18 protein-coding genes and 2 tRNA genes are annotated in these 21,958 nt (G+C 57.7%); 9 read left to right on the plus strand and 11 right to left on the minus strand.

Annotation, left to right across the window (positions count from 1 at the left end):
• Window positions 1-138: 138 nt before the first annotated feature.
• Window positions 139-2,085 carry a GMC family oxidoreductase gene (locus tag JSS95_04575; protein ID MBS1799083.1) on the minus strand — a complete coding sequence of 649 codons (1,947 nt, stop codon included), beginning with the start codon at window positions 2,083-2,085 and terminating at the stop codon, window positions 139-141.
• A gap of 153 nt (window positions 2,086-2,238) precedes the next feature.
• Between JSS95_04575 and JSS95_04580 the strand changes: the two genes are divergently transcribed.
• From JSS95_04580 to JSS95_04590, 3 genes are all read left to right on the plus strand, one after another.
• Entirely contained in the window at window positions 2,239-2,679 is a 441-nt protein-coding gene (locus JSS95_04580; protein ID MBS1799084.1) for a hypothetical protein, read from the plus strand.
• 91 nt (window positions 2,680-2,770) lie between these two features.
• Entirely contained in the window at window positions 2,771-3,946 is a 1,176-nt protein-coding gene (locus JSS95_04585) for a catalase family protein (GenBank protein MBS1799085.1), read from the plus strand.
• A 125-nt stretch (window positions 3,947-4,071) separates the two neighbouring features.
• Window positions 4,072-5,424 carry an FAD-binding oxidoreductase gene (locus JSS95_04590; GenBank protein ID MBS1799086.1) on the plus strand — a complete coding sequence of 451 codons (1,353 nt, stop codon included), beginning with the start codon at window positions 4,072-4,074 and terminating at the stop codon, window positions 5,422-5,424.
• Window positions 5,425-5,458: 34 nt separating this feature from the next.
• Here JSS95_04590 and JSS95_04595 read toward each other — a convergent pair.
• The 8 genes from JSS95_04595 to smc form a co-directional block, all read right to left on the minus strand.
• A tRNA-Cys gene (locus JSS95_04595) sits at window positions 5,459-5,533 on the minus strand.
• A gap of 67 nt (window positions 5,534-5,600) precedes the next feature.
• Window positions 5,601-5,675: transfer RNA gene (locus tag JSS95_04600), tRNA-Gly, on the minus strand.
• 86 nt (window positions 5,676-5,761) lie between these two features.
• Window positions 5,762-7,738 (minus strand): hypothetical protein, encoded by a 1,977-nt coding sequence (locus tag JSS95_04605; protein ID MBS1799087.1) that lies wholly within the window; start codon window positions 7,736-7,738, stop codon window positions 5,762-5,764.
• Between the two features lie 31 nt (window positions 7,739-7,769).
• Window positions 7,770-8,060, minus strand: a complete 291-nt coding sequence (locus tag JSS95_04610; protein ID MBS1799088.1) for a histidine kinase — start codon at window positions 8,058-8,060, stop codon at window positions 7,770-7,772.
• Between the two features lie 52 nt (window positions 8,061-8,112).
• Entirely contained in the window at window positions 8,113-8,649 is a 537-nt protein-coding gene (locus JSS95_04615) for a CvpA family protein (protein MBS1799089.1), read from the minus strand.
• Between the two features lie 8 nt (window positions 8,650-8,657).
• A complete protein-coding gene (locus tag JSS95_04620) occupies window positions 8,658-9,554 on the minus strand; it encodes a phosphoribosylaminoimidazolesuccinocarboxamide synthase (GenBank protein ID MBS1799090.1) in 897 nt (298 codons plus the stop codon).
• 51 nt (window positions 9,555-9,605) lie between these two features.
• Complete coding sequence (locus JSS95_04625) at window positions 9,606-10,199, minus strand: hypothetical protein (GenBank protein ID MBS1799091.1); 594 nt, start codon at window positions 10,197-10,199, stop codon at window positions 9,606-9,608.
• 97 nt (window positions 10,200-10,296) lie between these two features.
• Complete coding sequence (gene smc, locus JSS95_04630; protein ID MBS1799092.1) at window positions 10,297-14,196, minus strand: chromosome segregation protein SMC; 3,900 nt, start codon at window positions 14,194-14,196, stop codon at window positions 10,297-10,299.
• A gap of 509 nt (window positions 14,197-14,705) precedes the next feature.
• On the opposite strand from smc, the gene JSS95_04635 reads away from it, so the two are divergent.
• Entirely contained in the window at window positions 14,706-16,019 is a 1,314-nt protein-coding gene (locus JSS95_04635; GenBank protein ID MBS1799093.1) for a hypothetical protein, read from the plus strand.
• A gap of 278 nt (window positions 16,020-16,297) precedes the next feature.
• On the opposite strand, the gene JSS95_04640 is transcribed toward JSS95_04635, so the two are convergent.
• Entirely contained in the window at window positions 16,298-17,092 is a 795-nt protein-coding gene (locus tag JSS95_04640; protein MBS1799094.1) for a TIGR00282 family metallophosphoesterase, read from the minus strand.
• Window positions 17,093-17,159: 67 nt separating this feature from the next.
• Here JSS95_04640 and JSS95_04645 point away from each other — a divergent pair, with 67 nt between their 5' ends.
• A complete protein-coding gene (locus JSS95_04645; protein MBS1799095.1) occupies window positions 17,160-17,537 on the plus strand; it encodes an Rrf2 family transcriptional regulator in 378 nt (125 codons plus the stop codon).
• Between the two features lie 337 nt (window positions 17,538-17,874).
• Here the strand turns inward: JSS95_04645 and JSS95_04650 are convergent, their stop codons facing one another.
• Entirely contained in the window at window positions 17,875-19,758 is a 1,884-nt protein-coding gene (locus JSS95_04650) for a lysine--tRNA ligase (protein MBS1799096.1), read from the minus strand.
• Window positions 19,759-19,923: 165 nt separating this feature from the next.
• Between JSS95_04650 and JSS95_04655 the strand changes: the two genes are divergently transcribed.
• The 4 genes from JSS95_04655 (at window position 19,924) to JSS95_04670 (ending at window position 21,916) form a co-directional block, all read left to right on the plus strand.
• On the plus strand, window positions 19,924-20,157 hold the full coding sequence (locus JSS95_04655) for an AtpZ/AtpI family protein (protein MBS1799097.1): 234 nt from the start codon (window positions 19,924-19,926) through the stop codon (window positions 20,155-20,157).
• Window positions 20,158-20,178: 21 nt separating this feature from the next.
• Window positions 20,179-20,589 (plus strand): hypothetical protein, encoded by a 411-nt coding sequence (locus tag JSS95_04660; GenBank protein MBS1799098.1) that lies wholly within the window; start codon window positions 20,179-20,181, stop codon window positions 20,587-20,589.
• Window positions 20,590-20,620: 31 nt separating this feature from the next.
• Window positions 20,621-21,352 carry a F0F1 ATP synthase subunit A gene (atpB, locus tag JSS95_04665; GenBank protein MBS1799099.1) on the plus strand — a complete coding sequence of 244 codons (732 nt, stop codon included), beginning with the start codon at window positions 20,621-20,623 and terminating at the stop codon, window positions 21,350-21,352.
• A gap of 252 nt (window positions 21,353-21,604) precedes the next feature.
• Complete coding sequence (locus tag JSS95_04670; GenBank protein MBS1799100.1) at window positions 21,605-21,916, plus strand: ATP synthase F0 subunit C; 312 nt, start codon at window positions 21,605-21,607, stop codon at window positions 21,914-21,916.
• Window positions 21,917-21,958 lie beyond the last annotated feature (42 nt).

A 21,958-nucleotide genomic window follows, 5' to 3' on the forward strand; every position in this document is an offset into this window, starting at 1 on the left:
ATCACAAAACCGCAACAGCTAGCAAAGACTGTTGATCATATGACCAGCCTCTACTCAGTTGAAGTCAAACCACATAAGAGGCCCAAACCTAATTGTGAAGAGACGATATAGTCGAAGCAATCGCTTGTCAACGCAGATTCATCGTATGTCATGTTCTTGATTCTCTCGAAGGATGACGTCGACAGCTTTTTCGGCAGCCATGTAAATAGCACTTGCGATAAAGAAACCTGGAATGCGCGGGAAGATTGACGCATCGACAATGCGCAGCCTTTGCGTCCCGTGAACGCAGAAATTGCTGGAGAGGACGCCTAGTTGATCGCATGGGCCGATCGCGCATGTCGATGAAGCGTGGTGTCCCCAGGCATGATCGCGCACGAAGGCTCTAAGGTCGTCGTCTGACTGGAGCGAATCACCCGGCAGTTCCTCAGCTTCAATCTGTCCGATGTTCTTGAAGTATTGCGTAATCTTGCGGGTGAAGCGAATCCCTTCAACGACCGCGGCGAGGTCCTCTTCTCTGAGATCGCTGCCCTCATCGAAGTAATGAAAATTGATAAGCGGCGGGTCGAGCGGATCCGCAGAGCGAAGTGTAACGCGACCGGCCCTGTTGTTTGTATGAGCCTTAAGCACAACCCAGGTCAGGTAGTTCAGGTTATTTGCAAAGATAGAGGAGTATCCAGGTTTATAGCCCCGAAAGAGACCAAGTATGGCGAGGCAAAAAATATCTGGAGTTGCTTTGTCAGGAAACGACCTGCGAAAAGCAGCCAGGACGCCACCGTTTGTAATGTATGGCCCTTGCCGCGCTTTTTTCCATTGCTGGAACGGTGGATCGTCGGATGAGAAGCGAGCGCCGCGGAAGATGCGCCATTGTTTGAACTTCATTCGATTGACGATGGGAACTTCGTATCGGTCTTGTAGATTCCTGCCGACTCCAGGGAGATCAACTCGTACGGGAATGCCGTGCACCGCAAGTTCATCAGAGGGCCCAATGCCCGAGAGCATCAATAGTTGTGGCGAGTTGAAGGTACCTCCAGATAGGATGACTTCGCGACTCGCATAGACGCGAATCGTTTCGCCGGTCTGGATAGCGGGAGTGGCGCTCGCCCCGTAGAGGCGGCTCCCCTTGATGTATTCCACGCCGATTGCTCGATTGCTATCGTCAAAGAGAATCTTCGTTGCCAGCGCATTGAGTTCGATGATCAGAAGCTGAGGCGATTGACGATGAACATTCAGTATTCGCTCGCGTGTACCAGTGCGAGCGTGATCGCTCGTAGTGAGAGGAAGGTATCGTGCACCTCCTGCGCTCTCTCTTACAAGGCGCCAATCGTTTGGATCGAATGCCCCCTTCCACAGCCAGCGTAGATGGTCTCGGCGGCTGCCGGCGTGTTTGAAGGCCTGCCAGGCAGAAATCAGAATTGTTCGGACGAGCGTCCAGTCGAAGATTGCCGCGAGCGGAATAGCACGCTCAGTCGACAGCCATCCATTCCAGCCGTGGCGCGTAGGGTTGAATCCGAACCAATTGAGCAGGCGATGAAACGTGCGATGACGACAGCGTTCGAGACGTTCAAAGTAGCTCCGCATGTGCTCGGCACTCCAGGAGTCGTCACCTGTGAGTTCCGCGATCCCATCCCAATCCGAGTTGTGCGGATAGACGAAGATCATTGCATTGTGAGCCGTACAACCACCTAGCGCTGCGGAGCGGGGATACAGCACTCCATCGACTCTCTTGCCGTCGTGGGTCTCTACGTAATTCGGATCACGCCTTTGCCTGTCATCATTCGCATAGTGGCGAACGAAGAAGTTCCATGCAATGTTCTTGTTTTCCGAGGCATAGCCGTTGAAGACCGGCACATCGTAGTCGTTTGGTAGACCGCCACTTGGAGAAGCGGGATCAGCCTGGCTGGCTCTGGGATCGTCGCCAGCCTCAAGCAGTAAAACAGTACGGCCGGATTCCGCCAATCGCGCGGCGACTGTTCCGCCACCTGCGCCAGAACCTATAACGATAAATTCAGCGATTGCGTGTTGTGTCTCGTTGTTCAACAGCGCCTCTGCCTGTCGGAGTTTGTACGAGGGGCCTTGTTCGTGCATCCATCGTAGCGTCAGTTGGTAAAAACCTGAAGCGGCTAAATTGCACCCTGTCAACTGTTCGATTGACAAATGCCGGCAGTGAGGTCATAGTTGGCCATGCTCGCACATGGGCCTCGGTGTGCATTGATTTCTGAAGCATAAGGAGATTGCACGATGGCCTATACCGTCAATCAGTTGATAGAGATGTCCAACCAGCAGCTCGATGAACTCTTTTCAAATAGTCCGACGGGAGATATTCCAAACGGCGAAGCGAATGGGACAGCAATCGTCGCACCTGGCACAAAGTTTTCGCCAGCGATTGCGTCACTGATCAACATCTTCACATGGCAAGGGAAGACCTTCGACGCTGTTCATGGCACGTTAACGAATCGCATTCTTGCATTTGGTTTAAATGCAATCGTGGCACAGGTTTATAAGTCAGAGAGCTGGTTTGATGGCAAAGAGTGCATCGTGCTGGACTATTCGAAGACATCGATGCTGGCTGAGCATGTTCGCGATGAGATCCGTCAGATTGGGCCAGGGTTCTATCTCGGGCTTGTGTATTGGAAGAAGGACAAGACAATTCACTTCGCACTGCAATTTCCAACCTCATAGACGTCAGTTGTGACGTTGTTTGTTATGTGCGAGGTGCGACTTGACCCTAAATCCAGACAGACCTGTTCCGAAGGCCAATACAGGATCGGCGCTGCTTAATGCGCTCGCCAACTGCGCTATTAAGCTGGTGCAGTTAGAGCGGCGGTTCGATCCATTTTATCGCCCGGCGTTTGATTCTGTTCTCCGCGATCCATTGGCGAATGTGGTGACGTGGCTCATCAACGCAAGACGGCATGATGACGGCCTGAAGATAGCCGAAGAAAAGCTCTTGGAAGATGAGGAAATTTACTTCGACTCGATCATTTCCACCTTTCAGGCGCAACTGCGTGGACTATGGAAGCCGGGGGCTTTCGAGAGAGGAGGTAATACAAAGACCCATGGAATCGTACGTGCGGACTTTACAGTACACGATGGACTGCCGGCACAGCTTCGTCATGGCATCTTCGCAGAGCCGCGCACATATAAGGCATGGGTGAGGTTCTCAGGGCCCGGGCCGTACATTACTCCCGATATCGACGATGTGGGATTTATGAGCATGAGCGTCAAACTAATGGGAGTACCCGGCCCAAAGTTGATGGACGAGGAGAAGTTCACGCAGGACCTCCTCGCAGTCTCGGCGCCTGTTTTTGTAAGCCCCGATGCAAGCGCAAATGCGCAGTTGCAGGTTGAGAGCTTGAGGAATGCGCAGGTCTTCTACTTCATCAATTTGCATCGTCCGCATATTCTTGACTTTGTGATGCAGTCGCTCTTTCTCAAAACCCAGAGCAGCCCGCTTGAGTCACCCTATTTTGGACAAGTCCCTTACTTGCTGGGAGAAGGGCGGGCGATGCAGTACTCCTTCTGGCCCAGCTCGACTGTAAAGACGCGCATACCGCGACTGCCCTTACGCCCGCCTGACGACTATCTGCGTCAGGCGATGGCGGCGACGCTTTCGCGGCAGGACGCTGTATTTGAAATGAAGGTGCAGCTACAGACTGACTCGTTTTTGATGCCGCTGGAAAACAGCGCTGTGCTGTGGCCTGCAAAGAAATCGCCTTATGTGGCAGTGGCAACTGTTAAGATTCCAGCGCAGGTCTTCAGTTCACCTGCCCAGATGGATTTTGCGAAGCGTTTGTCATATAACCCGTGGCATTGTATTGCTGAGCATCGCCCACTCGGGAACATTAACCGCGCACGGCGTAGAGTGTACGACACGCTTTCCAAATTCAGGCACAGCATGAACAATGTGCCGTTGTATGAGCCTACTGGCGACGAACGCTTCGAGTGAAGCTCTGCTGGTAGTCTCCTTGACTGAAGCGGCTGTCGGCGCATATTCTCTTCGGTCTTTGGATGTCTTCCCGCTTGTGTGCTGCTGGTTCGGGCCCGTCGTTATTTCAGCGAGGTGCGATAAAAATGGCAGAGATCACTGTTACGAACTGGTTTGGCAATATTGTGTCGCACCCGCAGGTGGTGGTCGACGCGAACTCCGTCGAAGACATTATTGCGATCGTGAAGGATGCCGTGCACTATCCGGCTCCTGTGCGAGCAGTTGGATCGAACCACTCGACCTCTCCTTGCGGCACGGCCGATGGCGGGACGCTTATTCGAATGAAGATGAATCAACTGCTTAGCATAGGCCCCGAAACGCTTGTGGCGCAGGCGGGAGCGACGCACCTTCACATGGCGAAAGCGCTCCAGGAAAAGGGTTATCAGTTTTATGTGAACACGGAGATCGGTAGCCTTACCGCAGGAAGTGCTGCGTGCGCAGGAACAAAGGATGCGTCCTTTGAGGGCGAGTATGGCCAGGTAGGTTCCTACATTATTGGCGCAAAGATGGTGCTCGCGGATGGTTCGCTTCTTGACGTAACAGAAGCTGCGCAACCGGACCTTATGAAGATCGTTCGATCAAGCTATGGTTTGCTCGGAATCGTATATGAAGTGACCTACAAAATTCGTCCACTGATTCCCATGGCTGTTCATCACACGACGTATGGCCTTGCTGAATTTTTGAAGGAGTTGCCAGCGTTGCAGGCATCCGGCTACTCCATGATGTATTACATGTTTCCCTTCGCCGATAAGATTACGGTTGAATTCAGGAAGTACAATCCGTCCGCGACAGGAGAAGCCAACTGTACCGCCTGGGCCATCAGGAACCATATATGGGGCTCATCGGGGCCTAAGCTTGGGCACGATATTGAGCAGAATATCGCCTCTCCATCCATCCGCTACGGCATCGTCGATGCGTTCAACGCATCCTGGCGGCTGACGCTTGAGAACATCGTATCGAGCGACTACACGCACGCCCCCGACCAGATCATCGACTACCCGCCTGTATCCAACGATCATCGCTATACGTTCAGTCTGTTTGCATTTCGTGAGGAAGACTTTCCCGCGGCTATCTCGGATTTTTACAAATTCTGCAACGATTACTACCAACAGAAGGGCTATCGCTCGAACCTGCTTTACGTTGGCTACAGAATAGCTGCGGACCAGCAATCGCTGCTCTCTTACTCATATCATGGGACGGTCATGACACTGGATCCCGTATCGACTGCGAACCCTGGCTGGGACGAATACCTGACAGCGTACAACCAGTTTTGCAGCGACCGGGATGGCGTCCCGCTCTTCAATCAGACTGCGAACTTAACGCCTGCGATTATGAAGAAGGCCGTGGGAGACCGATTACAGCTTCTTGCGGATACACGCAAAAAATATGATCCCGGCGACAGATTGCTGAACCAGTTCTTTAAACCGTATCTGATGTAGGCCGGGCGAGAAGCTTTATCGAGAGGAAGAAATTTGGAGGCGCGGGTCGGGATCGAACCGACGCATAAAGGTTTTGCAGACCTCTCCCTTACCACTTGGGTACCGCGCCTCTGTGTGGGCCGTTCTGTTCAGCCCTGCAAATTGTATGTGAAGTTTACCGCAGGCAGGGAATTATTTGGAGCGGGAGACCGGGGTCGAACCGGCGACATCTTCCTTGGCAAGGAAGCACTCTACCACTGAGCTACTCCCGCTCTCACAGAAGTAAGTATATCGACTCGTCATCGTATGGTCAAACCTTGTGGGTGCCATGCGATACAACGTCTTTTCGCCGATTAGATTAATTGGGCAACCGCTGATTGAAGGGGATACGCGGTCCAGCAACCTCGTTGGAGCGATGACGCACAATGTGCGGTGTAATCAGCAGGATCAGCTCGCTTGAATCGGTCTCCGCAGTCTTGTCGGCGGTAGCAGTCTGGAATCCTGGAAGCTCACCCAAACCGGGGATTCCACTGATTGCGGCTGATTCTGAGCGGCTCAGCGAACTCGCGATCAGCGTGGTTTCTCCATCGGCCACCGTAACGTCAGAGGTGTACTGCCGGTTGATGAGGATGGGAATGTTGTTGATGGCGGCTCCGCCCAGCGCTTGAATCTTCAGGTTGAGCTTCAGCTTTACCATGCCAGACCGCTGGACGGTTGGAGTAGCCTCCACCAGTAGGCCCAGGTCTTGGTATTGAATCTGCGGAATCGTTACTGAGCCGGATGCTCCCAAGTATTGATTAAGCAGGCTCTGCGCGCTTACTCCATTGATCGTTGTGCCCGCAAGAGAAGAAGCGTTGCCTGAGATTCCGCTGGTGTAAGTTGCGGTGAGGATCGGATAGCGCATTCCTGATCGAAAGGTTCCATTCTGCCGATCGTCGACACGAAGCTGGATATTGTCCAGGGCGCGTGTGTCGCTGGAGTTCAGCGCAAGGTTGAGCTTTGTCGATGCGTTTGCCGTGACGCCTGTGGCCGTAAGCCCGCCGCCGAAGAAACCGAGCGTATTGCTTAACAATGTGCTTTGAACCAGGCCGGACGAAATAAGTGCCAGGGCAATGGTGATATCGCTGGCATTTGCCGGAATTAACCCCTGGCTGATGGCCTGCTGCACCAGCGACTGGTTCGCCTGCACCAGCTTTCGGGCTTCGCTTTCAACGTTGTAAACACCTATCTGCTGAGGAAGCTGCGCGCCGATGTTGCGCTGCCGCGTGCGATCGACGGTATAGAGGCGCATATCCAGCAAGACCTCGGCGCCGCCCTCGACTAAATCCGCAAGAGTGAGGTTGACAGCGGTAAGCGTGTCCTCGGGAGCGCGCAAAGCCAGGCTTCCACTCCCCGCCTGGACTGTAGCCTGCTTGACGTCGAAGACGCTGCGAACCACATTCCCCAACTCGTTCATCTGTTCGGTTGTGAAGCCCGGAACATAGATGGTCTCTACCAACTGGCGTTCGAGGCGCTGTCGGTTTTCAGTATTGTCGGTTGCGATCAGAATCGTGTGTGCATCCATTGGCACTGCAAATCCATTTGCCATTTGCAATAGGATTGCGGATGCCTGATCGTATGCCACGTCGTCGACATTGAACCGCAACGGTTTTACTTGGATGCTGTCATCAAAGACGGCACGGATGCCATAGCTTGCAAGAACCTCCGTCATCACCTGCTTTGAGTCTGCGGCAATCTGAAACGATCTTTTCCCCGGTTTCGGCTCGAGGGAGATGGGCCCTGCAATCGCCGAGGTCTTTGAGAAGAGAGCGGCATTGGTTTGGCCGCCCTGGATTTGAGGTTGAAACGAGGCTGAGACTGCCGCGGCATCGAGGTGTTGCGTAATGATCGGGTTCGTCGGATCAAGTCTCTGTGCTTCGGCTAACAGGCTTTGAGATCTGTCGGGATGACCGAGTAGGCGAGCCTTGCCTGCCTGTTGTACCAGTTCCGTCACACGATGCTCACGAGCCAGCGCTGCGGCCTGGACATAGTCTCCATTGGAGGGGTTGAGCGCTGAGGCCAGAGCAAATTGGGACTCTGCGCCAGCCAGATCGCCTCGATCGAGCAGACGGGCACCGGACAGGTAAGCATCGTCTGCCCGTTTTAATCGCCGGGGGTTTTCCTGCACGTCTTTTGAAGGTTGCGTCCCGGACCTCCCGGCAAGATCAACTGTCTGCCGGGCTGGGGGTGTTTGCGCAGGTTCCTGCGCATACACCACAGCTAATACGCAGGCGGTCAACGCCACCGCAGTAAAAGAGCGGCGCAGCATCGCAGCGCGGTCTGGGAGGCGGGACATCATCGGCTGCTGATTAGACGGAATCCGAAGATTAACGGCTTCCCAAAATTCCCCGGCTGATGCTCTCCACCCGCGGACGCTCGCTGGCCGGTGGCCGACGCATACCGTTACGGATCTGGGCGGTATCCATATCGAGTTCCGCAAGGGTGCGGCTCAGCGTATTGCGGTGCATACCGAGCTCTTCAGCGGCTTTGCACTGGTTGCCTTTGTGGTGCGCGAGGACTTCAAAGATGTAACGGCGCTTAAACTGCCGAACCGCATCTGCATAGAGAACACCGGCACTGTGCATCTGAATAACAAGACTGTCCAATTCGCGCTTCAAAGGTTTTACTCCTTGCATGTCGTCTTTTGTGCGACTCTCCTCAATTGTGACCCTAATGATGCAGCTTGATCCAATCGGATGCGTTGTGCTTGATCTGCGCGGTGCCGTTCAGAATGAGTTGCTCAAGGTCGTGAGGTACAACGAAGGATACCGCATGTGCCCCGGCAAGGAAATAGGGTGCCAGCCGGGAATTTTTAACCCACTCGGTTCCCGGTAGAAATGCACTGATCGCCGTTAGGATGGCGACGCCGATCAGGCATCCGCGCAGGAAACCAAAGGCCGCCCCGCCCATCCGGTTGAAAAATCCGAGGCCAATGGCATGGGCTGTGGTGTGAATCAGGCGCCCTGCGATAGTGGCCGCAACCATGATTCCAATAGCAATGAGCAGAAAGGCAACGACATCGGCTACGCCGGAGTTGGAGGTGAGACGCCCCAGGGATGGTGCCAGACGGCCATAGTTCCATGCCGCTACCAGGATTCCGGTGACCAGCCCTGCAAGGGAAAACAACTCCCTCACCAGTCCGCGTAGAAACGCCTGCACGGTGGAATACACAAGCGGAGTGAGCAGCAGCCAGTCGAATGCAGTCATGGGGTGACTTAGAGGGTTGAACGTCCGGTAATCAGCCTGTAGGCTTCAAGATACTTTTCGCGGGTGCGCCCAACGACGTCATCGGGCAGGCCTGGTGCGGGAGCCTGCTTATTCCAGCGGATAGACTCAAGGTAGTCGCGAACATACTGCTTGTCGAACGACGGTTGCGCTCCTCCGGGCGCATAGCCCTCTGCTGGCCAATAGCGCGAGGAATCCGGCGTAAGTACCTCGTCGGCCAGCACAATCTCTCCGTCGATCAGGCCAAACTCGAACTTGGTGTCGGCGAGAATCAGACCCCTGCTTTCGGCATGGCGTGAAGCCCTGTCGAATATCTCCAGCGTCAGGTCGCGAAGCTTATTGGCATACTCTGCCCCAATCGTCTTCACGACGGTATCGAAGGAGATATTTTCGTCGTGCCCGCCAGTGTTGATCTTTGCAGCCGGAGTGAAAACCGGCTCTGGGAGGCGATCAGATTCGCGCAGACCTGTGGGTAGCTTGATACCGCAGATTGCTCCAGTGGCCTGATAGTCCTTCCATCCAGAACCGGAGACATACGCCCGTGCGACACACTCCACCGGAAACATCTCGGCCCTGCGCACGATCATACTGCGGCCTGCAAGCTGGTCGATGAAGGGCTGGAGCGGTGCAGGGAACTCAGCGGGCTCCGCCGTCAGAACGTGGTTTTTTACGGTGCCCTTCAGAAAGTCAAACCAGAAGAGAGAGAGCTGGGTGAGAATTCGTCCCTTGTCGGGAACGCCTGTGCCAAGCACGTGGTCGAAGGCAGAGATGCGATCTGTGGCAACGAAGAGGAGTTCCTTGTCGCTGAGCGAATAGATATCGCGGACCTTACCGCGTGCCATGAGCGTAAGAGGGCCTAGTTCAGTCTGAATGAGAGCTTTATGCATTACTCAATGACGGTATCATCTTCAGCGTTCGATCTGCTGGGAATGACTGCCTTAAGATAGTGGCAGGGTTAGATCGATCGCATCATGCCCATCCCGATGTGCTGGGCAATGGACGTAGACCAGTTTTTTGGATGGATCGAGAGTTACGGTAGCGGCCTTTGAGTCGCACTGTTCATCGCTGAAGGAACTGCGCTGCACCATGCGTCGAAGGAACGGTACAAGCGTTGGACGGTAGAAGATTCCCAGGTCGATACCCGGATGGCCAGCCACGCTTACATCCCAGGGAGTTCGTTCCACGACGTAGTTGCTGCCAATGGAGCGTATATCCGGGGGGCCGGTGTAAAAGATACCCGTAAGCGGAAACAAAAAGGTCGACCCGAAGATGGGCACCAACAAGATCATCGCGCTGATCGAAGTGAGCCAACGCGGCCGCATCAAGCTAAAGCGAACCAGGATCATCTCATATCCCACAACGGCGGCCCAGCATATGAGCGTATCGATGTGGGGTGACATCGTCAGCCAGCGGGTTGCCACAAAGATCAGGCGGATTGCCACGACCACTGCGGCTGAACCCAGGACGATCCGTTCCGCCGGCAGCGGTATTTTTTGCCAGAAGAAGCGGAGAGCCAGGATCGCGGCGGTCAAGATGAGAAGCAATCCGATGGTCGGTCCGAAGTACATGCTTGCTTAGCTTAGCTCAGAGAGCGAAGCCCAGAGCATCTTTGCCCTGGCCTGTTCGATTTCAAGCAACAGCGCGCCGTGCAGCCGAATCGTCGCGACGGTTCAGATTGACACTGACAATCTTCGATACGCCTGGCTCCTGCATGGTGACGCCGTAGATGACGTCCGCCTGGGCCATGGTCCGCTTGCTGTGCGTAATGACTACAAACTGCGTCGTGGCACTCATGTCCGCGATCAGCTTGGCGAAGCGGCCCACGTTGGTCTCGTCCAGCGGAGCGTCGACCTCGTCGAGGATGCAGAACGGCGCGGGCTGGAACTGGAAGATGCCGACCAGGAGGGAGAGAGCGGTGAGCGCCTTTTCTCCACCAGATAGCAGAAGGATGTTCTGTAGCTTCTTCCCCGGAGGCGACGCAATGATGTCGATTCCGCTTTCGGCTGAGTTCTCGGCGTCGGTGAGCTTCATCAGGGCTTGGCCGCCGCCGAATAACTTGGTAAATGTCACCGAGAAGTTCTCGTTGATGACCTTGAAGGCCTCATCGAACTTCTGATGTGATATCTCATCAATCTCCTTGATGGAGGCCTGCGTATTCTCGATCGAGTCGAGTAGGTCCTTGCGTTGTGTCTCGAGGAAGCCGTGACGCTGGCTGGTCTCGTTGTACTCCTCGAGCGCCATCATGTTGACCGGCCCCATGGCCTCGAGCTTCTGTTTGAGGGCGCGGGACTCCTCCTCCTCGCTGTGCAGGGCGTCGCCTTCGATGCGCTCGATGGTTTCGTCCTCGCGCAGAGTGATCGCCTCGACCGCAAGGTCGTTGAGGCAGGTCGCGTCGATGTGCTCGATGTCGGAGGCAAGCTTTGCCGCGCGCGCAGTGAGTTCTGCACGCTGCTCCCGCAGCGCCTCGGTCTCGTGACGGAGCGTGCGCAGGCGCTGATCCAGCGTTGTCAGCGCGGTGCGGAGTTCGGCCGCCTCCGCAGTCAGGCGAGCTCCCTCGGCAACTGCCGTTGCGCGTGCCTCGGTCAGTTCGCCATGCTGCACGGCAAGTGTGGAGGTCTCCTCTTCGCGGCGCAACTTCTCGCCGCTTGATGAGGTGAGTTGCTGTTCCAGTTGCTGAATGCGCTGGCTTTGTCCCTGATAGAGGCGGCTGGTCTGGTCGAAGTTCGACTGCGCATTGCGGCGACGCTCCTCCAGTCCGGCAAGCGAGGCGGAGGCCTCTGACGCTGCTTGCTGAAGCTGCTCGCGGCGGCTGCGCAACTCATCCAGATGGCCCTGCAACTCAACGAGCGTAGCTTCCAGGCCTGCTCGTTCTGCTTCGAGCGTATCGGCCTCCTGCTGTTTGCGGGCGATCAGCTCCGTTTTCTGGTTGCGCGCATCTCGGTTACGCTCCGTTGCAAGCGACCACTCCTGCAGGCGGCGCTCGATGCGGGCCGTCTCCGACTCCATCTGCCGCAGGGCCGCACCGGAGTTTGCTGACTCGCGCTCGGCATCGCGGCGCTCGATCGTCTGGCTCTCGATTGCCGCGTTCAACTCGCTGATCTGGCGCGACAGGTCGGCGGTAGCGATATCGGTCTGTGCAAGCTCCCGCTCAGCCTGATCGATCTTCTGCTGCACCTCGCTCAGTTCACGCTTCAGCGCCAGCGGACCCTGCGCGCGGGGGCGTCCTCCGGTGACGGTGACATTGTGGAAGGTTTCTCCCGTGGGCGAGAGGAAGAATGCGTGAGGATTCGAGAGCGCGAGCGATCGTGCCGTGTACGAATCAGGGGCGACAAAGCCTTCGCGCAGCTTGGGCAGAATCACCTCCAGCGATTTTCCGAAGCCGTCGAGCACGCGCACGCAGTCGCGGAGCGCCACAACGCCCTCGATGTTCTGGGTATTGGAAACGGCTTCGCTCGTCATTCCTTCGGCAAAGGAGAAGTTCGCCTGTGCATCGTTCGGATGGACCAGGAAGGTCGCCCGTCCAGCCACGTCCGTCTGAAGCAGGTGCATCCCGGCGTCGGCCGCGTCCCAGCTCTTGACGACGACGTAGTTCAGCTCGTCGCGCAGGAACTCGTCGACGACGCTCTCATACTTCCCGTCAACTTCAAGGAAATCGGCGAGCGTACCGACCGGAGCCATCGTTCCAGTCTTTGCAGCGGCGCTTGACTTGAAGATATTGCGAACCGTCTCGGTCGAGTAGCTGTGGTCGCGGATCAGACCCTCGAGCGAAGTGCGCCGTCCGTTGAGCGTGGCGACCTCGCCGCGCAACTGGTCGCCGCGACGCTTACTCTCGTTCTCCTCTTTGCGGCGAGCGTCAATCTGTAGGCGGCGGTCTGCAATCTCTGCTTCGAGTCTCTTCAGGCGCTCAGTGACAGACTCGAATGTGAGCTTGACCTGTCCGCGCTGCAGGCCCAGCGTCTCCAGCTCCTGTCGCGCAATGTCGGACTCGCCGGCCAACCGCTGCGATTCCTGCTCCAGCCCGGCGAGTGAGGCTTCTGCCTGGGCCATCTCATTGCGCGTCTGCGAGGCGCGCTGCACAAGCTGGAGCGTCTGGCGGCGGTTCTGCTCCGCCTGTTGCTCGGCTGTCTGCAGAGCGCGTACCGCCTCCTGCGCCTGTTGTTGCTGTTGTTGCGCGGCTGCCCGCGAACCTGTTGCTTCGGACGTCGCATTCTCGAGGAAGCTGCGGTGTTGCTCGAGCTCACCGGCAAGAGAGGTAAGCTGTTCGCGGGCCTGGGCCAGCTCGTCCGCTCCCGAAGCAAGCCGCTCGGTCAGCTCGGCGATACGGTCGGCGTTCGACGCCGTACGCGCAGCAATGCGCTCCAGCTCAACGGCCGACTGATTGGCCCGCGACCCGGCCTCGCGGATGTGCTGATCGAGAGCGTATCCGCGATTGATGCCTTCGGTGTGTTCCGCATCCATCTGCTCGATGTTTGCGGCCTGCGCATCGATCTGGGTCGCCAGCGACGCGATCTTCTCGGCCGTTGCGGCTTGGTCGCTGTCGAGCTGCGTCATGCGGCTGGCGAGTACAACGCGCAGCCGTGTCCGCAGCTCATCGCGCAGTGCTCCGTAACGCTCGGCCTTGGCGGCCTGGCGCTTCAGGGTGGCCATCTGGCGCGTGACCTCTTCAAAGATATCGTTCACGCGCGCAAGGTTCTGCTTGGCGGCCTCGAGGCGTAGCTCGGCCAGACGCTTTTTTGTCTTGAAGCGGGTGATGCCAGCGGCCTCTTCAATGATGCTGCGGCGGTCCAATGGCTTCGAGCTGAGCAACTGCCCGATGCGCTCCTGCCCGATGATGGCGTAGGACTCGCCGCCAAGGCCGGTCCCCATAAAGATGTCCTGGATATCGCGCAGACGGCAGATCTTGCCGTTCAGCAGATACTCCGAGTCGCCGGAGCGGAAGAGGCGGCGCGTGATCGTAAGCTCACCGGCGCGAACGGGAGCACGGTTGAACTTGCGACGGCGTATCTTCAAAACCACATTGCCGGGAACAGCCTCTCCCTCGGCAGTTACGCCAGTTGTGGCGCTAGCTTCGGCCGCAGGAGCTTCACCTTCGATTACCGTGCCCGGCTGCGCCTCGGCGACGGCATCTTCGGTCTCTTCGGCACGCAGACGGCGAAGCTGGGCTTCGTCCCAGTCGGTGACGCTGGCATGCTCGGCGGGGTGCTCATCGGCAATGACAACTTCGGGACCTTCGGGAGAGAGTGCGGCGCCGTCGTAAACCTCCGGGTCGACGAGGGTCAAGGAGACCTCAGCCATGCCGGTTGGCTTGCGGTCGCGTGTGCCGGCAAAGATGACGTCCTCCATCTTTACGCCACGCAGGCTCTTGGCCGACTGCTCACCGAGTACCCAGGTGATAGCGTCGGAGATGTTCGACTTGCCGCAGCCGTTGGGGCCGACGATGGCTGCGATGCCTTCGCCGCTGAGCTGGACCTCTGTGCGGTCGCAGAAGGACTTGAATCCGAGAATCTGGACTTTCTTGAGCTTGAGCAAGTTCACACCTCTCAACCGTGCGGCGCTCCAGGGAGGGAGGCACGGTCATTAAGACTGACCTAACTGTAGCCGCGTCCGGGGCTGGAATCAACGGGAACAACACTACAGATTGTGGATAAGCAGGCAGTAATACTACGAATGGGTATGATAAGCGGTATCATCCCTGGAATCAACGAAAACGCGGCAAGCCACAGCACAGATTGGGAGGCAATTCAGCATCACTGAAGCCCAGCACGGCTCTGGTGAATTTACAGACTCGATTTTACGTCGATATCCGGCGCGAAATTGCCGCAAGTCATTGCATGCTTGCCACAAGAGCAACGAGGTTCATATAATCCGCATCATCATGCCATGGAGCCCTTCGTTATGCAGTTCAATCGCTCGCCTCAGGGTGCAGGTGTTGCGAAAAGAGCTGCTGAATGGCGCAACTATGATGTGATACATCTTTCTGACCCCGGATTCACCGGAAGGCAGAGTTCAAGAAGAGAGATTTAACTGAGGAGCGTGGAATGAAGAAGGTGGTAGTTGCGTCTCTCCTGGCGGTCGCTAGCACAGCAATAGGTGCGCGTGTTGCGGTTGCACAAACTCAGGTGAACCTGGGATCCAATGCGCAGCAAACAGGTGGCGGCGTGCAGCTTGCACCCGCTGAATACAATGCGTACACCGCGGCTATCGGACAGAGCACGCCGCAGACACAGGCCCCCGCGCTTGAGCAGTTTCTGACGACCTATCCGCAGTCGCAGGTCAAGGACGACGTGTTGCAGCGCCTGATGCTCGCTTACAGCGCGTTCGATCCTGCGAAGACCCTCGACGCCGCTGACCGTCTGTTGCAGGTCGAGCCGGCTAACATCCGCGCCCTCACATTTGAGACATACTTCCGGCTTCAGAATGCGGAGCAGGTACAGGATCCCGCGGCGAAACAGACCGCGCTCGACAAGGCTGCCGAATACGGCCAGAAGGGGCTTGCAGCCGCCAAGCCAGCCGCGATGACTCAGGCTGACTTCGACACGGTAAAGAATGCGGCAACGCCCGTCTTCCATCGCGCAATTGCTACAGCGGCGTTGAATAAGAAGGATGCTGCGACGGCAGTCACCCAGTTGAAGGAGTCTCTTGGAAGCGTCCCGGCAGACCAGACCAAGACACCTGGTCCCTTGCTACAGGACACCTACACGCTCGCCCAGGCTTATTACCAGTCGACGCCGCCGGATCTCGTCAACTGCACCTGGTATGCTGCGCGCGCCGCTTCTTTCGCTCCAGAGCCTTACAAGTCCCAGATGATGCCTCTGGCGAAGTATTGCTACAAGAAGTATCACGGCGCCGACGATGGCTTCGATGCAGTGGCAACCGCCTCTCAGCAGAGCCTGAATCCTCCGGCTGGTTTCTCGATCGTTCCTGCTCCCAAGCCTGCCGACATTGTGAAACAGGTGATTGCGAGCACGCCCGATCTGGCCACACTGGCTGTCTCCGACAAGGAGTTCATCCTGCAGAACGGTTCTCCTGACGATGCAGCTAAGGTCTGGGACACGATCAAGGGCAAGTCGGTCCAGTTCCCGGATGCAACGGTAGTCGCGGTGACCGATACCGCGCTGCAGGTTGCTGTGTCAGACGACGCTGTTCAGTCGAAGACGGCGGACTTTACCTTCAACCTCACGGCACCGCTGAAGACTCCTCCGGCGGTTGGCGCGAAGGCGACGGTAACCGGAACCTACGCTTCGTTTACCCCGAACCCCATCATGATCACGATGAGTGATGGCGCGGTCGTCGAGCCGAAGAAGGCCCCGGTTAAGCCGAGCCCGGCGCGTCGTCCTGCACGCAAGCGGTAGATCTATTCAGAAGCCCAGTAAAGAGGCAGCCTTCGGGCTGCCTCTTCGCATTCGCTCCCCCCATACTTTTTACGCAAAATCTTCAACCGATTAGGTTTATCGGTGGACCCCGAGCGCACGTTCATAACCAAAGTACGGGAGCTTCTGTTCAGCAGGTTTTATAAGGCATTTAAAGAATGGCCTATTTAAAGAATACCTGATGGAGTGGGATAAATCGGCAAATGTAAGTTGCTAATACTAAAAGCGTTATATGCCTCTCCCTCTTGACAGGATTTAGCCTATTCTCCCAACATGAGGTGCTGGACAGAGTAGGCGCGGCCTGTGGCACCGTCACAGCCGATGAGTGAGGCGCACATCTTCGGATTACCTTTGGCAGCCTCGAACTTACCCGGCATACCGGTGAGGAACCGGTTGAGAACCAGTTCCGTCTCGACTCCGATGACGGAGTCATACGGCCCGGACATGCCGACGTCGGTGATGTAGGCCGTGCCTCCGGGCAGAACGCGGGCGTCGGCGGTGGGGATGTGGGTGTGCGTCCCCATGACGGCGGTGACACGGCCGTCGAGATACCAGCCGAGAGCGACCTTCTCACTGGTGGTCTCGGCATGAATGTCGAGCAGGATGACCTTCGCGGTGATCTTGCTCAGTAGCTCGTCGGCCTTGCGGAAGGGGTCGTCGCAGGAGGACATGAAGACGCGCCCCTGGAGATTCATGACGGCGTACTGCTGGCCGCTGGGGAGTTCGCCCTGGTAGACGCCAAACCCGGGCGTGCCGACGGCGTAGTTTGCGGGGCGGAGGACGCGGCGGTTGCGCTCGTGCGAGTCGGCGGGGACGGTCATGTACTCGAAGATCTCACGCTTGTCCCAGATGTGGTTCCCGGTGGTGATGACGTGCGCGCCCATGTCGAAGATCTCTTCGGCGAGCGACGGCGTGATGCCGAAGCCTCCCGCGGCGTTTTCGCCGTTGATGACGAGGAGGTCGACGGAGTTGGTTTCGATGACGTGCGGGAGGTGCTCGCGTATGATGTGGCGGCCGGCGGAGCCGAAGATGTCGCCGACGAAGAGAATATTCACCTTGAAAGTTTACATGGTCACGGAAGGCGGCCGTGGACGGCGCGGGTTTGTGTGGTAGCTTTTGTGCATGGCGCAGAGCGGGAGGTTTCAGTTGAGCGTGCGGGTGTTGGCTGTCCTGGCGAACGAGCCGGAGACGATGCACACGTCGGCGTCGATCGCCGAGACGCTGAAGGAGAGCGCGGTGATGGTGCGCCGTTCGTTCCTGCTGCTGCATAAGGCAGGGTTGATCGTGCAGCGCAAGGGACCGCACGGCGGGGCAAAGCTGAAGCTTCCGCCAAAGCAGATCGGCCTGGGAGACATCTTTGCAGCGACTGCGGGGAACTGGCTGACGGTCGAGGACAAGGCCGTGGCGGGGCTGATGAAGAGGGTGCGCGAGGACGCGGTGGAGGCGATGAACGAGCACTCGCTGGCTGGGGTGGTGAAGCGGTTGAAGAAGGGGAAGTAGGGGCATACCGCAGGGGCTGAAGCCCCTTTCTTTCTGGTACACAAAGAGACCCAATGCTAAGGCATTGGGCTACCTGGAAGCGGGTTCGCGCGTCGCGCGAACCATCCCACATTCAGATCAAGATGTGGGGTACCCGGTACCTGGCCTATTTTGTTGTCATTCCGACCGGAGCGACTTTAGTCGCGGAGTGGAGGAATCTGCTGTTTGCGCCACGGAAGGTCTTGGTAGAGAAAGCAGACTTCTCCACTCCGCATCTCACGATGAGGCTGTGAGATGCTCCGGTCGAAATGACAACTTTCTGAAACTGCTCAACCTCAACAGAGACCGACCGGTGAAGTTACTCGGCGGACTCTCCGTGGGGCTGTTCTTCCTTCTGGGCAACCTGCTCGACGGTCTTCTGCCGCGGGCGCATGAGGGGGAAGAGGATGACGTCGCGGATGGAGCTGGAGTTGGTGAGCAGCATGGTGAGGCGGTCGATGCCGATGCCTTCGCCTGCGGTGGGTGGAAGGCCGTAGCCGAGGGCGCGCACGTAGTCGTCGTCTACGGCGGACATGGCTTCTTCGTCGCCGCGCTCTTTCTGCTCGATCTGCTGCTGGAAGCGGTTGTCCTGGTCGATGGGGTCGTTGAGCTCGGAGAAGGCGTTGCCGACCTCGAAGCCGCCGATGTAGAACTCGAAGCGCTCGACCCAGTCGGGCTCTTCGGGCTTGATCTTGGAGAGTGGCGAGACGGCGAGAGGGAAGTCGTAGATGATGGTGGGCTGGATCAGGTGGGGTTCGGCGAGGCTCTCGAAAAGAGCAGCGATTGCGTGACCTGGATAAGATTCGTCAGCAGGTAGTTTGCTGACTGCCGCTTTAAGCGCAGCACCGAAAGCTAGCCCAGCTTCGTTATAAAAGAACGCTTCAGTCCGTCCCACTGCATCGAGTACTTGTTCTTTATCTGCTGAAGCAAGAAGGGATTTGAATGCACCAAATGATTCAAAAGAGTTCAGCGTTGGTTTCGTCCTTAGCTCATCTGGCCAGAACTTGATGATGGCCTCACGCATGGAGAGTTTCGTCCAGTTGCCGAGGTTGATCTCGTTGCCGTTGAAGTGGGTGATGAGGGAGCCGTTGACTTCCATGGCTACGAACTTGATGAGCTCTTCGGTGAGGTTCATCAGGTCGTGGTAGTTGGCGTAGGCCTGGTAGAACTCGAGCATGGTGAACTCGGGGTTGTGCCGGGTGCTGACGCCTTCGTTGCGGAAGTTGCGGTTGATCTCGTAGACGCGGTCGAGGCCGCCGACGACGAGGCGCTTGAGGTAGAGCTCAGGCGCGATGCGGAGGAAGAGGTCGATGTCGAGCTCGTTGTGGTGGGTGATGAAGGGGCGCGCGGCGGCTCCACCAGCGATCTGCTGCATCATCGGGGTCTCGACTTCGAGGTAGCCGCGGGTGTCGAAGAACTTGCGGAGGGCGCGGAGGACGGCGGCCCGCTTGACGAAGACCTCGCGGACGTTGCGGGGGGCGTCGTTCTCGGCAGCTACAACCGCATGGCTAACCGCAGATCCTTCGACTGCGGCGGCTACGCCGCCTTCGCTCAGGATGACACTTTCAGTGGGTGTGGAAGCATTGGGTGTGGTCGAGGTTGGTGCGGGCTTGTCGGCCTTGGGGCTGTGGCCGGTGTTCATGAAGAGGTCGACGTAGCGCTGGCGGTAGCGGAGTTCGGTGTCCTCGAGGCCGTGGTACTTATCGGGCAGGGCCAGCATGGCCTTGGCTAGGAAGGTGATGCCAGTCTGCTCGGGTGTGGAGGCGACGTGGACAGTGAGCTCGCCGGTGCGGGTGCGCATAAGGTAGCCGCGGACGCCGACGTGGTCGCCGAGGTCGAGGAGCTTGTAGAGGGCGAAGGCGTTCTCGCCGACGTCGTCTTTGCGGACGTAGATCTGGAGGCGCTGACCGCCCTGCTGGAGCTGAGCGAATCCGGCCTTGCCCTGGAGGCGGATGGCCATGATGCGTCCGGCGATGGCGACCTGTTTGCGGTCGGCTTCGAGCTGCTCGCCGGTAACGGGGGACTCGGGGGAGTCGTACTGCCTTTTGAGCCAGGGGATGAGCGCGCCTTCGAACTCAGTCCACCCGGCGGCGCTGGAGGTGAAAGAGTTGGGATAGGTCGCGTGGCCGAGGGCCTCGATTTCTTTGAGCTTGTCCTGGCGCTGCTGGTAGAGCTTCTGCTCGAATTCGGAGTCGAAGTGCACGGTACTTCCTTTGGAATGATGGTCGTTGTTCAGTATAGCGGCGATGGCGCGGTGGTACTGGCAGAGAAACGGATCTCTCCACTTCGCTGTGCTCCGGTCGAGATGACGCGGTTCGGATAGGGCCGCAGAAAACACTGCGCAAATCGTGATGTAATGGTGTTCGCCATGGCTGACGGAGAGAAGAAGAACGCGCTGGGTGAGCTGGTGAAGGCTGAGTCGATGATTCAGCTTGCCATTGCGCTGCCTGCGGGATGCGTGATCGGCTGGCTGATCGGGGCGTGGCTGGACCGACACTTCCATCAGTCGTGGATGGGGATTGCGGGAATTGTGCTGGGCGCGATCGGAGGCTTTGTGCAGATATTCATGACGGCTTCGCGGTATTTGAAGAGGGGCGATTGAGTGCGGGGCGGGTGTGAGTAAGTGAGAGCTTTGGAGACATTTTCGGATGCGGACTTCCGGCAGACGATTCTGCGGGCGCTGCGGCTGCTGGCGGTGATCTCGGTGGTCGGGGCGCTGTTACTGTGGTGGAAGCTGGGGTGGCAGTCGGCGGCGCTGCTGGCGGTCGGCGCAGCGATCTCCGCCTCGGGGCTGTGGGAGTGGCTGCGGCTGATGACGGCCGTGATGGCCCGGATGGACCAGGGCGGCGCGGCGCGGCCCATGGCGATGGTGCTGTTGGGATTCTTTATACGTCTGGCCGCGACGGTAGCGCTGCTTTATGTTAGCCTTAAGGTACTGAACGGTTCTGTCTATGCGCTTGCAGCCGGGCTTGCCCTGGGGGTGTTCGCACTCACGGTGGAGGGTCTGAGGCTGGTCAAAGCGTGGACTGTGTAAAGACTCTGAAAGCGTTCACTCTGAACCATTTATGCCCAATCAGCTTTTGTTCACCAAGTTTCTGAACGCCCACTTCGCCGCGCCTGTCGCGGCGCTGCTCGAGGCCGTTCATGTGCATCCGAAGTATCCGCAGGCTCCGATAACAAATGCCTTTGCGATGGAGTTGCTGGTCTTCCTGATCTTGATCGCATACTTCCTCGTCGTGCGCTTCACCCTGAGCGTGGAGAAGCCGGGTGGTTTCCAGCATGTGGCGGAGATGACGAACTCGTTCGTCGCCGACCAGGGCGAGCAGATCATCGGGCATGGCTCGGAGCGCTTTACCAGCTACCTGACGGCGCTGTTCCTGTTCATTCTGCTGAGTAACCTGATGGGTCTGGTTCCGGGGCTGGAGTCGCCGACCGCTGATGTAGTGGTCCCGCTGGGATTTGCTCTGGTCACGTTCCTTTACTACCACTACCACGGTGTGCGCTCGAACGGCGTTGGTTACATCAAGCAGTTCCTGGGGCCGGTGTGGTGGCTGTATCCGCTGTTGTTTCCGATCGAGATCATCTCGCACTGCGCGCGTGTGCTTTCGCTCACGGTTCGACTTTACGCGAACATGTTTGCGGGCGACCTGCTGACGCTGGCGTTCTTCTCGCTGGTGCCGATCGGCATTCCGCTGGTCTTTTTGGGACTGCACCTTGGCGTGGCGGTCATTCAGGCGTATGTGTTCTTCCTGCTGGCAGCGATCTATCTGTCACTGGCAGTGGCGCACGATCATTAATACCCCAAGGGCTAAAGCCCCGATTTAGGGGCGTCCGGAGAGACCCAAGGCTAAAGCCTTGGGCTACCTAGAAGCAAAGGCGTTAAGGCGAACCGCAATTGTTGCGATCTAGACGCTGGTTCTACAAGTTTGAGTTTGCGGTGGAGGGACTCCCTCTCTGCCGTAGCAACAACGCCGCGAGCGTGAGGGTGCCAGCACGGTGAGCATCAACCACCCACTGGCGGCGTATCTGACGGGAGATGGAGTAACGCAATGAAGAAGCTTCAGTATCTGTTTATGTCGTTGGCCGCGATGCTGCTCGCAACGCCGGCTTTTGCGCAGGGTGCAACGCAGTACTCGCCCGCTTCGCAGTGGGTTCCTCTGGCTGCTGGCCTGGGCATGGCCCTTGCAGCCGGTCTCTGCGGTCTGGGTCAGGGTAAGGCGACTGCTTCGGCCACCGAGGCTCTTGCTCGCAACCCCGGCGCTCGCCCCGGAATCTTCATCTTCCTGATTCTCGGTCTGGCGTTCATCGAGTCGCTGGCGCTATTCACCTTCGTTATCATCTTCCTGAAGGTGCAGGCGTAAGCTCGTTGGTTGTTGGAAAGGCCCTCGCTTCGGCGAGGGCCT

The organism is Acidobacteriota bacterium, from assembly GCA_018268895.1.
Classification (GTDB): domain Bacteria; phylum Acidobacteriota; class Terriglobia; order Terriglobales; family Acidobacteriaceae; genus Edaphobacter.

Coding starts and splice junctions, on each gene's coding strand:
- JSS95_04645 (MBS1799095.1), top strand. CDS start 17,160: ATGGCGCAGAGCGGGAGGTTTCAGTTGAGCGTGCGGGTGTTGGCTGTC.
- JSS95_04655 (MBS1799097.1), top strand. CDS start 19,924: ATGGCTGACGGAGAGAAGAAGAACGCGCTGGGTGAGCTGGTGAAGGCT.
- JSS95_04615 (MBS1799089.1), bottom strand. CDS start 8,649: ATGACTGCATTCGACTGGCTGCTGCTCACTCCGCTTGTGTATTCCACC.
- atpB (MBS1799099.1), top strand. CDS start 20,621: ATGCCCAATCAGCTTTTGTTCACCAAGTTTCTGAACGCCCACTTCGCC.
- JSS95_04605 (MBS1799087.1), bottom strand. CDS start 7,738: ATGTCCCGCCTCCCAGACCGCGCTGCGATGCTGCGCCGCTCTTTTACT.
- JSS95_04575 (MBS1799083.1), bottom strand. CDS start 2,085: ATGCACGAACAAGGCCCCTCGTACAAACTCCGACAGGCAGAGGCGCTG.
- JSS95_04620 (MBS1799090.1), bottom strand. CDS start 9,554: ATGCATAAAGCTCTCATTCAGACTGAACTAGGCCCTCTTACGCTCATG.
- JSS95_04590 (MBS1799086.1), top strand. CDS start 4,072: ATGGCAGAGATCACTGTTACGAACTGGTTTGGCAATATTGTGTCGCAC.
- JSS95_04635 (MBS1799093.1), top strand. CDS start 14,706: ATGAAGAAGGTGGTAGTTGCGTCTCTCCTGGCGGTCGCTAGCACAGCA.
- JSS95_04580 (MBS1799084.1), top strand. CDS start 2,239: ATGGCCTATACCGTCAATCAGTTGATAGAGATGTCCAACCAGCAGCTC.
- JSS95_04670 (MBS1799100.1), top strand. CDS start 21,605: ATGAAGAAGCTTCAGTATCTGTTTATGTCGTTGGCCGCGATGCTGCTC.